The sequence below is a fragment of the Pseudomonas sp. VEM90 genome (assembly GCF_054611535.1).
Genome location: NZ_JBTRAR010000023.1, coordinates 24,539 through 39,768, shown reverse-complemented (window position 1 = coordinate 39,768; position 15,230 = coordinate 24,539). Strand labels below are relative to the sequence as shown.

The following is a 15,230-nucleotide window of genomic DNA, read 5'->3' as shown; positions in this document are numbered from 1 at the left end:
ACGTAAACCACCTGGTATTTCTGCCAGTTGTGGGCATGCCACTTTGTTGCAACGCTCGTTGCGTGCTTTCAAGGATGCGCCAACATGCGACTGGCGAGTTTGCTGTTACTGCTGTTCCTGACCCTGCAGCCAGGCTGTGACACGGCCCGGCACCCGAGCCGCCCTAAAACCCTGCTCATCGGCCTTGACGGCGTACAGTTGCAGCAATACCTGCAACTGGGCGATGCGACCAACCTGAAACAGCGTCTGCACTACGGCAAGGCTTACGCCGGGGGGGTCAATGGTAAATCCAGCGAGCAACCCACCTTGAGCGGTCCAGGCTGGATCACTTTGCTGACCGGGGTATGGAGCAACAAGCATGGCGTTAAATCGGACGACGACTCGCAACGGGTAAACCCGGCGTTTCCGAGCCTGTTCAAGCGGCTACGCCTGGCCTACCCCAATGCCTACCTCTCCAGCATCGTCAACGGGTCGCCCATCAACACGGCATTTCTGCTGGAGGACGCCCATGACGCCGATGTACGCGAAAGTGGTTTGCCAGATGAACAGGTGATTGAGCGTACGTTGCAGATCCTCGACGACACACCTGCTGATTTCACGTTCATTCAACTGGACGAACCTGACCAGATCGGCCATCACAGGGGTTATGGTGAGCGCTATGCGCAGGCGTTGCGCAAGGCCGACAGCGAGATCGGACGGCTGTTGGACAAGGTAGACCAGCGTCGTCGCATGTTCCCGCAGGAAGACTGGCTGGTAATCGTCAGTACCAACCATGGCCGCGATTATTGGGGGAAAGGCCATGGTGGTGCTTCGGAGCAGGAAAAGCGTATTTTCATCGCCAGCAACAAGCCGTTGAATGAGGAGCTGACCGAGCTGAGCATTCCCGTGGAGATGCCTGGACCCGGCAACCTGTACGGGCTACCCGCGCAGACCTCGGTAGCGCCTGCGGTGCTGCGCCACATGGGCCTCAAGCTGCAGCCGGAATGGCTATTGGACGGCACGCCTTTACTGGGTGATACCGGCGTACGCAAGGCGCGGGCCGACGAGAACAAAGGACGGCTTCGCTGGAACAGCAACGCCAATGGCTATCTGACCATTATCAAGAACGGCCATGTGGTTGCCCAGGTTGCGGCCAGAGACGAGCAATGGACCGATCCGGAGGGCATGGACAAGCAGAACGATTATGTACTGGTGCTTGATGGTACACCGGCGGCGGTGCGCAACAGGCCGGCAGCCAAGTCGTTTGTGATCGAAGGCCACCGCTATTAAGCCCTTGAAGCAACTGTTCTGTCGCTTCTCAAGGGCTGGCGCGATCCCCGTAGGAGCGGGTTCACCCGCGAAAGGGCCGGACCTGCTGGCCAATTACCACCCGCCATTCACCGTTGCCGCCGCTACCGTATTCGCGGGTAAACCCGCTCCTACGCCGGATCGGGGGTGGACACAGCTCGGTGGTTTGGCGCAGGCCGCGTGTAGGAGCGGGTTCACCCGCGAAAGGGCCGGGCCTGCTGGCCAATTACCACCCGCCATTCACCGTTGCCGCCGCTACCGTATTCGCGGGTAAACCCGCTCCTACGCCGGATCGGGGGTGGACACAGGTCGGTGGTTGGGCACAGGCCGCGTGTAGGAGCGGGTTCACCCGCGAAAGGGCCGGACCTGCTGGCCAATTTCACCAGCCGTTCACCGTTGCCGCCGCTACCGTATTCGCGGGTAAACCCGCTCCTACGATGGACGCGCACAGGCTGTTGTAGGAGCGGGTTCACCCGCGAATGGGCCGGGCCTGCTGGCCAATTTCAACCGACCGTTCGCCGCTGCCGCCGCTACCGTATTCGCGGGTAAACCCGCTCCTACACGTCAGCTCAACGCATCCAGCAGTGCCTGGTTCATTTCCGGCGTACCGATGGTGATCCGCAGGAACTGGGCAATACGCGGCTGCTTGAAGTGCCGCACGATCACGCCCTGCTCGCGCAAGCGTGCCGCCAGCTCGCCAGCATCCTGCTGGGGGTGGCGGGCGAAGATGAAGTTGGCAGCCGACGGCAGCACCTCAAAGCCCTTGGCCTGCAACTGCCCGACCAGTTCCTCGCGGCTGTCTATCACCTTGCGGCAGGTTTCCTCGAAATACTCACGGTCTTCGAACGCCACCGCCGCGCCGACGATAGCTGCACGGTCCAGCGGATAGGAGTTGAAGCTGTTCTTGATCCGCTCCAGCGCTTCGATCAGGTCCGGGTGCCCTACCGCCAGGCCAACTCGCAGACCCGCCAGCGAGCGCGACTTCGACAGCGTCTGGGTAACCAGCAGGTTATCGTAGCGGTCCACCAGGCTGATCGCCGTTTCACCACCGAAATCGATGTAGGCCTCATCCACAACCACCACCGAATCACGGTTGGCCTGCAGCAACTGCTCCACCACCTGCAACGGCATCAGGCAACCGGTCGGCGCGTTGGGGTTGGGGAAGATGATGCCAGCGTTGGGCTTTTTGTAGTCCTCGATGCGGATCTGGAACTGCTCATCCAGCGCCACCTGTTCGAAGGCAATGCCGTACAGCCCGCAGTAGACCGGGTAGAAGCTGTAGCTGATGTCCGGGAACAGCAGGGGCGCATCGTGCTGGAACAGGCCATGGAAGATGTGCGCCAGCACCTCGTCCGAGCCGTTGCCGACAAACACTTGCGCCGGCGTCACGCCGTAGTACTCGGCCACCGCTTGCTTGAGACGGTCACCGTTCGGGTCCGGATACAGGCGCAGGTTATCGTTAAGCTCGCCGCGCATGGCCTCCAGCGCCTTGGGTGACGGGCCATAGGGGTTTTCGTTGGTGTTCAGCTTGACCAGGCGCGCCAGCTTGGGTTGCTCGCCCGGCACGTAAGGCACCAGGCCCTTGACGAAGGGGCTCCAGAATCGACTCATGCTCAGTTCCCCTTGTCTTGGGTCAGGATACGGTATTCGGCACTACGGGCGTGGGCAGTAAGCGACTCGCCACGGGCCAGGACCGAGGCAGTGTGGCCCAGCTCGGACGCGCCCTGCTCGGAGCAGAAGATGATCGACGACCGCTTCTGGAAGTCATACACCCCCAGCGGCGACGAAAAACGCGCGGTACCTGAAGTGGGCAGCACGTGGTTAGGGCCAGCGCAGTAATCGCCCAGCGCTTCGCTGGTGTGGCGGCCCATGAATATCGCGCCAGCGTGGCGAATGTGTGGCAGCCAGGCTTGCGGGTCGGCCACCGACAGCTCCAGGTGCTCCGGTGCGATGCGGTTGGCCACTTCCATGGCCTGCTGCATGTCTCGCACCTGGATCAGCGCACCACGGCCATTGATCGACTTCTCGATGATATCGGCACGCTCCATGGTCGGCATCAGCTTGTCGATGCTGGCGGCCACGCGATCGAGGAAGGCGGCATTCGGGCTGACCAGGATGGCCTGGGCGTCTTCGTCGTGCTCGGCCTGGGAGAACAGGTCCATTGCGATCCAGTCCGGGTCGGTCTGGCCGTCGCATACCACGAGAATTTCCGAGGGGCCGGCGATCATGTCGATGCCTACCTGGCCGAACACGTGGCGCTTGGCGGTGGCAACGTAGATGTTGCCCGGACCGACGATCTTGTCCACCTGCGGCACGCTTTCAGTGCCGTAGGCCAGCGCAGCCACGGCCTGGGCACCACCGACGGTGAACACCCGGTCGACACCGGCGATGCAGGCAGCCGCCAGCACCAGTTCGTTGACCTCACCCCGCGGGGTCGGTACTACCATCACCACTTCAGCCACGCCGGCAACCTTGGCCGGGATGGCGTTCATCAGCACCGACGACGGATACGACGCCTTGCCGCCCGGCACATACAGGCCAGCACGGTCCAGCGGGGTGACCTTCTGGCCGAGCACGGTGCCGTCGGCCTCGGTGTACTGCCAGGAATCCTGCTTCTGCCGCTCGTGATAGATGCGCACACGGTTGGCGGCCTTTTCCAGGGCTTCGCGCTGGACCGGGGTGATACGGGTCAGCGCCAGCTCCAGGCGCGCGCGATTGAGGATCAGGTCGTCAATCGACTTGGCGTCAACACCATCGAAGCGCTGGGTGAATTCCACCAGCGCCGCATCACCGCGTTCACGCACGGCCTTGATGATGTCGAGCACGCGCTGATTGACCGCGTCATCGGACACACTTTCCCAGCTCAGCAGATGATCCAGATGTCGGGCGAAATCCGGATCAGCAGCGTTGAGACGGGCAATTGCAGTGGACACGGTCATGGCGAGGGCCTCGTAATATTAGCGAATGCTCAGGCGCCCTAGGGGATTGCGCGAAAAGTGCCTGCGCGACGATCATGCTACGTTAAAAACAGGCTCGGAATGCTCATTTGCAACCAGCAAAGTCGGGCGCGACCCCGGCCGTTCCTCGCCTGTTTTCGTTCTTGCATGATCGCCGCTCGGCGACTTTTCGCACAATCCCAAGCTACCAGTCCATCCGCGCGGGCACCCGAGAAAAATGGCTATGACGCGGATAGACGGGCGCGACAGCGAAGGCCGCGCGCAGCAGGTAGAGCGTTAGCCGCGGTGTCGCGATTCGACCGCTCCGCGCAGCGTCTCGATCAGGCTCTGGATGCGGGCGTGCTGCATTTTCATGGAGGCTTTGTTGACCACCAGGCGCGAGCTGATCGTGGCGATCAGTTCCTGGGGTTCCAGGCCGTTGGCACGCAGGGTGTTGCCGGTGTCGACCACGTCGATGATCTTGTCGGCAAGATTGATCAGCGGTGCCAGCTCCATCGAGCCATACAGCTTGATGATGTCGACCTGGCGACCTTGTTCGGCGTAGTAACGCTTGGCTACGTTGACGAACTTGGTGGCCACGCGCAGGCGCCCTTTGGGCTCGGCTGCGCCGACTACGCCTGCGGTCATCAGCTTGCATTGGGCAATCTGCAGGTCCAGGGGCTCATACAGGCCCTGGCCGCCGTACTCCATCAGCACGTCCTTGCCGGCCACACCCAGGTCGGCGGCCCCATGCTCGACATAGGTCGGCACGTCGGTGGCACGCACGATCAGCAGGCGCACGTCGTCCTGCGTGGTAGGGATGATCAGCTTGCGGCTCTTGTCCGGGTTTTCGGTCGGCACGATGCCGGCCTCGGCCAGCAACGGCAAGGTATCGTCGAGAATACGGCCTTTGGAAAGCGCGATGGTCAACATTGGAACGTCGGTCCTTAAGCGGCTGCTGCCGGCCAGGTCATCGACCTGGCCGCATTCAATTCAAAAGGTGCGTCCTTGCACCCGCGGGCATTAGCCCGGTACGCGGCGGATTTTCGCGCCGAGCATCTGCAGTTTTTCCTCGATGCACTCGTAACCACGGTCGATGTGGTAGATGCGATCGATCAGGGTATCGCCTTCGGCAACCAGCGCCGACAGCACCAGGCTGGCGGAAGCACGCAGGTCGGTGGCCATGACCGGGGCACCCTTCAGCGCCTTGACGCCAGTGACGATGGCAGTGTTGCCTTCGACCTGGATCTGCGCGCCCATGCGGTGCATTTCGTAAACGTGCATGAAGCGGTTTTCGAAGATGGTCTCGATCACCGCGCCAGTGCCTTCGGCAATGGCATTCAGCGAGATGAACTGCGCCTGCATGTCGGTCGGGAACGCCGGGTACGGGGCGGTACGCAGGTTGACGGCTTTCGGCCGCTTGCCATGCATGTCCAGTTCGATCCAGTCTTCGCCGGTGGTGATATCGGCACCCGCTTCCTTGAGTTTTTCCAGCACGGCTTCAAGGATGGTAGGGTCGGTGTCCTTGACCTTGACACGGCCACCGGTCACGGCAGCGGCGACCAGGTAGGTACCGGTCTCGATGCGGTCCGGCATCACGCGGTAGTTGGCCGAATCCAGTCGTTCGACACCATCGATGGTGATGGTATCGGTACCTGCGCCCTGAATGTTCCCGCCCATGGCGTTGATGAAGTTGGCCAGGTCGACCACTTCAGGCTCACGCGCGGCGTTCTGCAACACGCTGCGGCCCTTGGCCAAGGCAGCTGCCATCATGATGTTCTCGGTACCGGTCACGCTGACGGTGTCGAAGAAGAAGTGCGCGCCACGCAGGCCGCCTTCAGGCGCCTTGGCCTTGATGTAGCCGCCTTCCACTTCGATCTTCGCCCCCATGGCCTCAAGGCCACGGATGTGCAGATCGACCGGGCGCGAGCCAATGGCGCAACCGCCAGGCAGGGCCACTTCGGCTTCGCCGAAGCGCGCAACCATCGGGCCCAGCACCAGGATCGAAGCGCGCATGGTCTTGACCAGTTCGTATGGCGCGACCAGGGTTTTGATGGTGCGCGGATCGATCTCCACCGACAGCTTTTCGTCGATCACAGGCTCAATGCCCATACGCCCGAACAGCTCGATCATGGTGGTGATGTCGTGCAGGTGCGGCAGGTTGCCCACGGTGACCGGGCCATCGGCCAGCAGGGTCGCTGCCAGAATCGGCAGGGCTGCGTTTTTCGCGCCCGAAATGCGGATCTCGCCGTCAAGGCGAGCGCCGCCAGTAATAATCAGTTTGTCCATTGGAGTCTCGCCGCCAAGTTGGCTCAGGTGCGCTCAGCCCAGGCTGCGCTGCTGAAAAATTTCATGGTTACCGCATGGATGCTGCCATTGGCGATCCACGGATTCAGGTGAGCATAGATCGCCTGCTGGCGTTTGACCGGACTCAGGCCAGCCAACTCGTCGCTGATCACGTTCAACTGGAAGTTGCAGCCTTCGCCTTCAACTTCGACCCGGGAACCCGGCAATTTCTCTTCAAGGAAGCTCTTAACTTCTACGGCCTGCATGCTCAACCTCAATCGGCGCCCGATGCGCACGGGTCGGCCATCATACAAAAAAGCCCCTCGCCTGCGAAGCCCAACGAAGGCTTCGCTGACCGAGGGGCCATCATCCGTGCCTGGCCACTAGCTTGCCAGCACTTCATCGAGATCATAGACCTCGGCAATTTCCCGCATGTCGTCGGGCATGCTACGCACCTCGCACGCCTTGCCGGTGGCCTGAGCATCACGAATGTACGCAAGCAACAGCGACAGGCCGACACTCGACGACTTCTCGACAGCCGAGCAATCAAGCACCAGCCGCGGCTCGCGCGAGCCATCGATCAGCACCTTGCCTTGCTTGCGCAAGGCCGGGCCGCTGCGGTAATCCAGCACGCCAGCCAGACGCAGCACGCCCGGCTCGGCCATGCTTACAGCAGCCTCGCTCATTTGACGCTCTTCTCTGGCGAGTTGTCGGCAGTCTGCTTGGCCTTGGCCACTTCGCCGGCCCAGCCGTCGATGGTCTTGTCCAGGTCGTTGCCGTTGCGCTGCATGGCATCGGCGAACTGGTCACGGAACAGCTTGCCGATGTTGATGCCGTTGACGATCACGTTACGCACCTTCCACTCGCCGCCAATGTTCTGCAGGGTGTACTGCACGGGGTACACGGCACCGTTGTTGCCGGTGACCTTCATGCCGACACTGGCGCGCTTGCCGTCATCGGCCTTAGCCGGGTCGACGGTGATGCCCTGGTTGTTGTATTCGAGCAGGGCATTGCCATAGAACTGCATCAGGCTGCGCTTGAAGTTCTCCTGGAAGCGCTGCATCTGCTCCGGGGTCGCCTTGCGGGAGTATTTCACGGTCATGATGCTGCGCGAGATACCGTCAGCATCCACCACCGGGCCGAGAATGCGGTTGAGCGAGTCATAGAAGGCGTTGGGGTTGGACTTGTACTGCTCCTTGTTGGCCTTGAGGTCACCGAGCAGTTCATTGGTGGTGCCCTGAACCACATCGTGCGGTGTCTGCGCAGCCAGGGCCAGCAGGGGGAAGGCCGCCAGTAGCACTAGCAGGCCACGTCGCAGGATCGAAATCATGGATACTCCTTAATTAGCCGGTTGCGCTTCTTTCGGTTCCTTGCCAACAGAGTTGAGCAGGAACTTGCCAATCAGATCTTCCAGCACCAGTGCCGACTGAGTGTCATGGATGGTTGAGCCATCCTTGAGGACATCGTCTTCACCGCCCACGCTGATGCCGATGTACTTCTCACCAAGCAAACCGGCGGTCAGGATCGAGGCAGTGGAGTCGGTCGGCAGGTTATCGACCGACTTGTCCAGTTGCAACGTCACCCGACCGGTGTAGGAATCACGGTCCAGATCGATGGCGGTGACCTTGCCGATGGTCACACCGGCCATGGTCACCTTAGCTCTGACCGTCAAACCGGCGATATTGTCGAAGTAAGCATAAACTTTATAGGTATCAGTGGTCGGGCTGGCCGACAGCCCGCTGACACGCAGGGCCAGCAGCAGCAGCGCCAGGATCCCGGCCAGGAGGAACAGGCCGACACCGATTTCCAGGGTGCGGTTTTGCATCAGAAATCTCCAAACATCAAGGCGGTCAGAATAAAGTCCAGACCCAGCACTGCCAACGAGGCATAGACCACGGTCTTGGTGGTTGCACGGCTGATCCCTTCTGAGGTGGGCTCACAGTCGTACCCCTGGAATACGGCGATCCAGGTCGAGACGAAAGCAAACACCAGGCTCTTGACCAGCCCGTTGAGCACGTCGTCAGTGAAAGAAACGCTGTTCTGCATGTTGGCCCAGAACGAGCCCTCGTAGACGCCCAGCCAGTCCACCGCCACCCACGAACCACCCCAGATACCGACCACGCTGAAGATCAGCGCCAGCAACGGCAGCGAGATGAAACCGGCCCACAAGCGTGGTGCAACGATGTACTTGAGCGGGTCGACACCGATCATTTCCAGGCTCGACAGCTGCTCGGTAGACTTCATGTTGCCGATTTCAGCGGTCAGCGCGGAACCGGCACGGCCGGCAAACAGCAATGCCGTTACCACCGGGCCAAGTTCACGCAGCAGGGTCAGGGCGACCATCTGCCCTACCGCCTGCTCCGAGCCGTACTTGGTCAGGATGCTGTAGCCCTGCAGCGCCAGCACCATGCCGATGAACACCCCGGACACGACGACGATCGCCAGCGACAGCACACCGACCGAGTACAACTGCTTGGTCAGCAGCTGGAAACCGCCGCCAATGCCACCGCGACCGACCAGCGCATGGAACAGGAACAGGCACGAACGCCCGAGCACGGCCAGCACGTCGATTGCCGAGCGGCCCAGCAGGCGGACACGTTCGAGTAAGGATTTTCTGCGCATCAACGCGCCCCCAGCAGGTCGGCGCGGTAGTCAGGCGCGGGAAAGTGGAAGGGAACCGGGCCGTCCGGATCGCCTTTCATGAATTGGCGGATCCGTGGATTGTCCGAGCCCATCAGCTCATCAGGCGTCCCCTGGCCCAGCACCTGACCGTCACCTACCACGTAGATGTAATCGGCGATGCTGGCGGTTTCTGCCAGGTCATGGGAAACCACGATGCTGGTGATGCCCAAAGCATCGTTGAGCAAGCGAATCAGGCGCACCAGTACCCCCATGGCGATCGGGTCCTGGCCGACGAACGGTTCGTCGTACATGAGGATCTGCGGGTCCATGGCAATCGCCCGGGCCAGTGCCACACGGCGCTTCATGCCACCGGACAGCTCGTCGGGCATCAGGTCGATGGCACCGCGCAGGCCCACGGCCTGCAGCTTCATCAACACGATGTCACGGATCATCTCGTCCGACAGCTGAGTATGCACGCGCAGCGGGAACGCAACGTTCTCGAACACATCGAGGTCGGTGAACAACGCGCCGCTCTGAAACAGCACGCCCATCTGCTTGCGGGCGTCGAACAGGTCGCTGCGCGACAGCGTCGGCAGGTTCTGCCCGGCAACCCATACCTCACCGCTCGCGGGGCGCAACTGCGCGCCCATCAGGCGGAGCAACGTGGTCTTGCCGCAACCCGATGGCCCCATGATGCCGGTGACCTTGCCGCGCGGGATGCTGATGTCGACGTTGCTGAAAATGCTGCGCGAACCGCGTTTGAAGGTCACACCCTTCAACTCGACCGCGTAGGCGCTATCCACACTCATCTAGACTCCTTGCTTATGCAGCCTCGTCCTAATGGACGCCGGCCTCCATCTGGAAGGCACAAGCACCCCTGACAGGCCGAATAGCGGCGAACTATAGCACCGCTGACAGCGCCGCCCCAAGGCCGGGCAACCAGCCGTTCAGCCCCGCGACAGACTTTGGTGGTATTTGCTGCAGTAATCGAGGAGGTGAGGGTTTTCATCATTGCGCGTATAATCGTCGCCTTTTCATCAGGCATTGCTTTTTCGACATGAGCCAATCCAGCGAGCTGATCCAATCCGCCCAACGCACTCTGCGCCTGGAACTCAAGGCCGTGGAGGCCCTTTTGGCGCGCATCGACGACAATTTCGTCAAAGCCTGCGAACTGATTCTGTCCAGCAAGGGCCGGGTCGTCGTGGTCGGCATGGGCAAGTCCGGGCACATCGGCAACAAGATCGCCGCGACCCTGGCCAGCACCGGCACCCCGGCGTTTTTCGTACACCCGGCCGAAGCCAGCCATGGCGACATGGGCATGATCACCCGCGACGATGTCATCCTTGCCCTGTCGAATTCCGGCAGCACTGCCGAAATCGTCACCCTGCTGCCACTGATCAAGCGCCTGGGTATCAAGCTGATCAGCCTGACTGGCAACCCAGACTCGCCGCTGGCCCAGGCCGCCGAAGTCAATCTTGACGCCCGCGTCGAGCAAGAGGCCTGCCCGCTGAACCTGGCCCCCACTTCCTCGACAACCGCATCGCTGGTGCTGGGCGACTGCCTGGCCATCGCCCTGCTTGAAGCCCGCGGCTTCACTGCCGAGGACTTTGCCTTCTCACATCCCGGGGGAGCGCTGGGCCGCCGCCTGCTGCTGAAGGTCGAGAACGTGATGCACGCCGGCGACGATCTGCCTCAAGTACCACGCGGCACCCTGCTCAAGGACGCGCTGCTGGAAATGTCCCATAAAGGTTTGGGCATGACCGTGATCGTCGAAGCCGACGGCAAGCTGGCCGGGATCTTCACCGACGGTGACCTGCGCCGCAGCCTGGACCGCAACATCGATGTGCACACCACTCTGATCGACCAGGTCATGACCGTTCATGGCAAGACTGCGCGTGCCGACATGCTCGCCGCCGAAGCCCTGAAGATAATGGAAGACCACAAGATCAACGCTCTGGTGGTGGTGGACCGTGAAGACCGCCCTACCGGTGCCCTGAACATGCATGACCTGCTGCGCGCCGGCGTAATGTAAAGGAGCGATGGAATGAACCAGGACCTCATGCAACGCGGCAAAGGCATCAAGCTGGCAGTGTTCGACGTGGACGGCGTGCTCACCGACGGGCGCCTGTATTTCCTCGAGGATGGCAGCGAATTCAAGACGTTCAATACCCTCGACGGCCAGGGCATCAAGATGCTCATGGCCTCGGGCGTGACCACCGCGATCATCAGCGGGCGCAAGACCCCAGTGGTCGAACGCCGGGCCAGGAACCTCGGTATCCCGCACCTCTTCCAAGGCCGGGAGGACAAATTGGTGGTACTTGACGGCCTGCTCGCCGAACTGGGCCTAAGCTATGATCAAGTGGCTTACCTGGGCGACGACCTGCCCGACCTGCCGGTGATTCGCCGGGTGGCTCTGGGCATGGCCGTAGCCAACGCCGCACCATTCGTACGCCAGCATGCCCACGGCGTGACCCAGGCACGTGGCGGCGAAGGCGCGGCCCGTGAATTCTGCGAACTGATCATGCACGCCCAGGGCACCCTGGACGCTGCCAACGCCAACTACCTGTAAGGCTGCCCATGCTCAGCAAGAAAGCCCGAAACATTGTGCTGCTCGGGGCGATAGCCGCCCTGTTGGTAGCCATTGGCTACTGGAATGTCAGCCCCGAAAGCTTCCTCGACAAGCCCGTGGCCCAAGTCGATGAAAGCGCCATCGACTACTACGCGATCAACGCCCACAGCGTGCAGTTCCTGCCCGACGGCAAGCTGCAATACGAAATGACCGCCGACAGGATCGAACACCTCAAGACCAGCGAAATCACACAAGTGACCACACCGGACCTGCACCTGTACCGCGGCACTGCGTACCCGTGGCATGTGCAGAGCACACGCGCCGAGGTCAATCCGGACGGTACCGAGGTCGAACTGATTGACAAGGTACGGATTGCCCGCACCGATGAAAAGCAGCGTGAAACCATCATTACCAGCTCACGCATGACCGTGTTCCCGCAGAAGCAATATGCGCAGACCGAGCAAGCCGTTAGAATCGACGGCGCCGGAGGCACAACTACGGGCAAAGGCATGAAAGCGTATTTGAAAGAAGGCAAGATGGACTTGCTCTCTAACGTAAGAGGACAGTATGAGGCTCGTTAAAACCCTCCCCCTTTTGCTCAGCCTGAGCGCAGCACTGGGAAGCGCGAGCGCCCTCGCCCTGCCGAATGACCGTGACCAGCCTATTCGCATCCAGGCCGACAACGCCCACCTGGATGACAAGCAAGGCGTGGCCACTTACACCGGCGACGTGATCATCACCCAGGGTTCGATGATGATCAAAGGCAACACCGTGACCATTACCCGCTCCGCCTCCGGCGATATCGACGTAGTGACCTCGGTGGGCAACCTGGCCTACTTCGAGCAGCAGCAGAGCGCAGCCAAGCCAGACAAGATGAAAGGCTGGGGCGTGACCATCCAGTACCAGGCGCAGAAGGACCTGGTAATTCTCACCGACCGCGCCAAGGTCGAGAACGAAGGCAACACCACCGAAGGCGAGAAGATCGTCTACAACACCCAGACCCAGGTGGCGACCGCCGGTCGCGGTAGCAACGTGACAACACCCCGTCAGCGTATCGACATGGTGATCCAGCCCAAGAAGAAGGCCGAGTAAATGGCAACCCTCAAAGCCCAGCACCTGGCAAAGAGCTACAAGGGGCGGCAGGTAGTACGTGATGTCAGCCTGTCGATCGACAGCGGCCAGATCGTCGGCCTTCTCGGCCCCAACGGCGCCGGCAAGACCACTTGCTTCTACATGATTGTCGGTCTGGTCCAGGCCGAACAGGGCCGCGTACTGATCGACAGCCTCGATGTGAGCTACCAGCCCATGCACGGCCGCGCGCGCGCCGGCATCGGCTACCTGCCCCAGGAAGCCTCGATCTTCCGCAAGCTGTCGGTAGCCGACAACATCATGGCCATCCTCGAGACCCGCAAGGACCTCGACCGGGACGGCCGCCGCAAAGAGCTGGAAAGCCTGCTGCAGGAGTTCCACATCAGCCACATCCGCGACAACCTCGGCATGAGCCTGTCCGGTGGCGAACGCCGCCGTGTCGAGATTGCCCGCGCCCTGGCGACCGCACCCAAATTCATCCTGCTGGACGAACCGTTCGCCGGTGTCGACCCGATTTCAGTCGGCGACATCAAGCAGATCATCCACCACCTCAAGGCCAAAGGTATCGGTGTACTGATTACCGACCACAACGTGCGTGAAACCCTGGATATCTGCGAGACCGCTTACATCGTCAACGATGGCCGACTGATCGCCGAAGGCGACGCTGAAACCATCCTGGCAAACGACCTGGTCAAAGAAGTTTACCTGGGCCACGAGTTCCGCCTCTGACCCGAAAAGCGCCTGAAGTACTGGCAAGCAAGCCGTGAGACTGCGGGTAAAGTTGTTACGGTACTCTAGGCAAACGCTACAATTTAAGGCATAAAACTTGCTTGATCTGGCGCTCCGGCGCCCTCGTGTAGTGGATGGCGCATGCGCGCCGGCGAACAAGGTATTAAGCCCCTGCCATGAAACCATCGCTCGTCCTAAAAATGGGCCAGCAACTGACGATGACACCTCAGTTGCAACAGGCCATCCGCCTGCTCCAGCTCTCTACCCTGGACCTCCAACAGGAAATCCAGGAAGCGCTGGAGTCCAACCCGATGCTCGAACGTCAGGAAGACGGCGAAGACTTCGACAACAGCGACCCGATGGCCGACAACGCCGAGAACAAACCGGCCGCCGAAGTTCAGGACAACAGCTTCCAGGAAAGCGCCGTCAGCGCCGACAATCTGGAAGACGGTGAGTGGAGCGAGCGCATCCCCAACGAGCTCCCGGTCGATACCGCCTGGGAAGATATCTACCAGACCAGCGCCAGCAGCCTGCCGAGCAACGATGACGACGAGTGGGACTTCACCACCCGTACATCGGCCGGCGAGAGCCTGCAAAGCCACCTGCTGTGGCAGTTGAACCTGGCGCCGATGTCCGATACCGACCGCTTGATTGCCGTGACCCTGATCGACAGCATCAACGGTCAGGGCTACCTGGAGGACACACTCGAGGAAATCTGCGCCGGTTTCGACCCGGAGCTGGATATCGAGCTGGACGAGGTCGAAGCAGTACTGCACCGCATCCAGCAGTTCGAGCCGGCTGGCGTCGGCGCCCGCAACCTCGGTGAATGCCTGTTGCTGCAACTGCGCCAACTACCCGCTACAACTCCGTGGATGACCGAAGCCAAGCGCCTGGTCACCGACTTCATCGACCTGCTCGGCAGCCGTGACTACAGCCAGCTGATGCGGCGGATGAAAATCAAGGAAGACGAACTGCGCCAGGTCATCGAGCTGGTGCAAAGCCTTAACCCGCGCCCGGGTTCGCAGATCGAGTCCAGCGAGCCCGAGTACGTGGTGCCCGACGTCATCGTGCGCAAGGACAGCGACCGTTGGCTGGTAGAACTGAATCAGGAAGCCATCCCACGCCTGCGCGTCAACCCTCAATACGCCGGCTTCGTTCGCCGTGCCGACACCAGCGCCGACAACACCTTCATGCGCAACCAGCTGCAGGAAGCGCGCTGGTTCATCAAGAGCCTGCAAAGCCGCAACGAGACCCTGATGAAGGTCGCCACGCAGATCGTCGAGCACCAGCGCGGCTTCCTCGACCACGGCGACGAAGCGATGAAGCCGCTGGTGCTGCATGATATTGCCGAAGCAGTAGGCATGCACGAATCGACCATCTCACGGGTTACCACGCAGAAATACATGCACACCCCGCGTGGCATCTACGAACTGAAATACTTTTTCTCCAGCCATGTCAGCACCTCCGAAGGCGGAGAATGCTCGTCCACGGCGATCCGCGCGATCATCAAGAAACTGGTTGCAGCGGAAAATCAGAAAAAGCCATTGAGTGACAGCAAGATCGCTGGTTTACTGGAGGCACAAGGCATCCAGGTAGCCCGTCGCACCGTCGCCAAGTACCGCGAGTCACTCGGCATCGCACCGTCGAGCGAGCGCAAGCGACTGATGTAGCCCCTGAGATGTGCCACAGCATTTTCGTGGCAGGTGCAAGAC

General features: G+C 61.3%; 17 protein-coding genes. 7 read left to right on the top strand and 10 right to left on the bottom strand.

Going from position 1 to position 15,230, the window contains the following annotated elements:
* Positions 1-84 precede the first annotated feature (84 nt).
* The gene (locus ACYCCG_RS20430; protein ID WP_459671567.1) at positions 85-1,269 is read left to right on the top strand and encodes an alkaline phosphatase family protein; all 1,185 of its coding nucleotides are present in this window, start codon (positions 85-87) and stop codon (positions 1,267-1,269) included.
* A gap of 582 nt (positions 1,270-1,851) precedes the next feature.
* Here ACYCCG_RS20430 and hisC read toward each other — a convergent pair.
* The 10 genes from hisC to ACYCCG_RS20380 all read right to left on the bottom strand — a co-directional run bounded on the left by hisC (position 1,852) and on the right by ACYCCG_RS20380 (position 9,940).
* Complete coding sequence (hisC, locus tag ACYCCG_RS20425; protein WP_209967830.1) at positions 1,852-2,898, bottom strand: histidinol-phosphate transaminase; 1,047 nt, start codon at positions 2,896-2,898, stop codon at positions 1,852-1,854.
* A gap of 2 nt (positions 2,899-2,900) precedes the next feature.
* Positions 2,901-4,226 carry a histidinol dehydrogenase gene (hisD, locus tag ACYCCG_RS20420; protein WP_459671566.1) on the bottom strand — a complete coding sequence of 442 codons (1,326 nt, stop codon included), beginning with the start codon at positions 4,224-4,226 and terminating at the stop codon, positions 2,901-2,903.
* A gap of 294 nt (positions 4,227-4,520) precedes the next feature.
* A complete protein-coding gene (hisG, locus tag ACYCCG_RS20415) occupies positions 4,521-5,156 on the bottom strand; it encodes an ATP phosphoribosyltransferase (protein ID WP_021781861.1) in 636 nt (211 codons plus the stop codon).
* 90 nt (positions 5,157-5,246) lie between these two features.
* Positions 5,247-6,512, bottom strand: a complete 1,266-nt coding sequence (murA, locus tag ACYCCG_RS20410; RefSeq protein WP_176683737.1) for a UDP-N-acetylglucosamine 1-carboxyvinyltransferase — start codon at positions 6,510-6,512, stop codon at positions 5,247-5,249.
* 23 nt (positions 6,513-6,535) lie between these two features.
* The gene (locus tag ACYCCG_RS20405; RefSeq protein WP_003255121.1) at positions 6,536-6,775 is read right to left on the bottom strand and encodes a BolA family protein; all 240 of its coding nucleotides are present in this window, start codon (positions 6,773-6,775) and stop codon (positions 6,536-6,538) included.
* Positions 6,776-6,892: 117 nt separating this feature from the next.
* The gene (locus ACYCCG_RS20400; protein ID WP_021781860.1) at positions 6,893-7,195 is read right to left on the bottom strand and encodes an STAS domain-containing protein; all 303 of its coding nucleotides are present in this window, start codon (positions 7,193-7,195) and stop codon (positions 6,893-6,895) included.
* Entirely contained in the window at positions 7,192-7,839 is a 648-nt protein-coding gene (locus tag ACYCCG_RS20395) for an MlaC/ttg2D family ABC transporter substrate-binding protein (protein ID WP_404702556.1), read from the bottom strand. The genes ACYCCG_RS20400 and ACYCCG_RS20395 overlap by 4 nt, the downstream gene beginning before the upstream one ends.
* Before the next feature lie 9 nt (positions 7,840-7,848).
* On the bottom strand, positions 7,849-8,334 hold the full coding sequence (gene mlaD / locus ACYCCG_RS20390; RefSeq protein ID WP_003255124.1) for an outer membrane lipid asymmetry maintenance protein MlaD: 486 nt from the start codon (positions 8,332-8,334) through the stop codon (positions 7,849-7,851).
* Positions 8,334-9,131 carry a lipid asymmetry maintenance ABC transporter permease subunit MlaE gene (gene mlaE, locus ACYCCG_RS20385; protein WP_003255125.1) on the bottom strand — a complete coding sequence of 266 codons (798 nt, stop codon included), beginning with the start codon at positions 9,129-9,131 and terminating at the stop codon, positions 8,334-8,336. Before mlaE ends, mlaD begins: the two co-directional genes overlap by 1 nt.
* Positions 9,131-9,940 (bottom strand): ATP-binding cassette domain-containing protein, encoded by an 810-nt coding sequence (locus tag ACYCCG_RS20380; protein ID WP_459671565.1) that lies wholly within the window; start codon positions 9,938-9,940, stop codon positions 9,131-9,133. The genes mlaE and ACYCCG_RS20380 overlap by 1 nt, the downstream gene beginning before the upstream one ends.
* 248 nt (positions 9,941-10,188) lie before the next feature.
* Between ACYCCG_RS20380 and ACYCCG_RS20375 the strand changes: the two genes are divergently transcribed.
* From ACYCCG_RS20375 to ACYCCG_RS20350, 6 genes are all read left to right on the top strand, one after another.
* Positions 10,189-11,163 carry a KpsF/GutQ family sugar-phosphate isomerase gene (locus tag ACYCCG_RS20375; RefSeq protein ID WP_176683741.1) on the top strand — a complete coding sequence of 325 codons (975 nt, stop codon included), beginning with the start codon at positions 10,189-10,191 and terminating at the stop codon, positions 11,161-11,163.
* 12 nt (positions 11,164-11,175) lie between these two features.
* Positions 11,176-11,700, top strand: coding sequence for a KdsC family phosphatase (locus ACYCCG_RS20370; protein WP_176683742.1), 525 nt, complete (start codon positions 11,176-11,178; stop codon positions 11,698-11,700).
* Positions 11,701-11,708: 8 nt separating this feature from the next.
* A complete protein-coding gene (lptC, locus tag ACYCCG_RS20365; protein WP_209967832.1) occupies positions 11,709-12,281 on the top strand; it encodes an LPS export ABC transporter periplasmic protein LptC in 573 nt (190 codons plus the stop codon).
* Positions 12,268-12,792, top strand: coding sequence for a lipopolysaccharide transport periplasmic protein LptA (gene lptA, locus ACYCCG_RS20360; protein WP_209967834.1), 525 nt, complete (start codon positions 12,268-12,270; stop codon positions 12,790-12,792). Before lptC ends, lptA begins: the two co-directional genes overlap by 14 nt.
* A complete protein-coding gene (gene lptB, locus ACYCCG_RS20355; protein ID WP_209967836.1) occupies positions 12,793-13,518 on the top strand; it encodes an LPS export ABC transporter ATP-binding protein in 726 nt (241 codons plus the stop codon). It begins immediately after the preceding gene.
* Between the two features lie 176 nt (positions 13,519-13,694).
* The gene (locus ACYCCG_RS20350) at positions 13,695-15,188 is read left to right on the top strand and encodes an RNA polymerase factor sigma-54 (protein ID WP_028697418.1); all 1,494 of its coding nucleotides are present in this window, start codon (positions 13,695-13,697) and stop codon (positions 15,186-15,188) included.
* Positions 15,189-15,230: the final 42 nt, after the last annotated feature.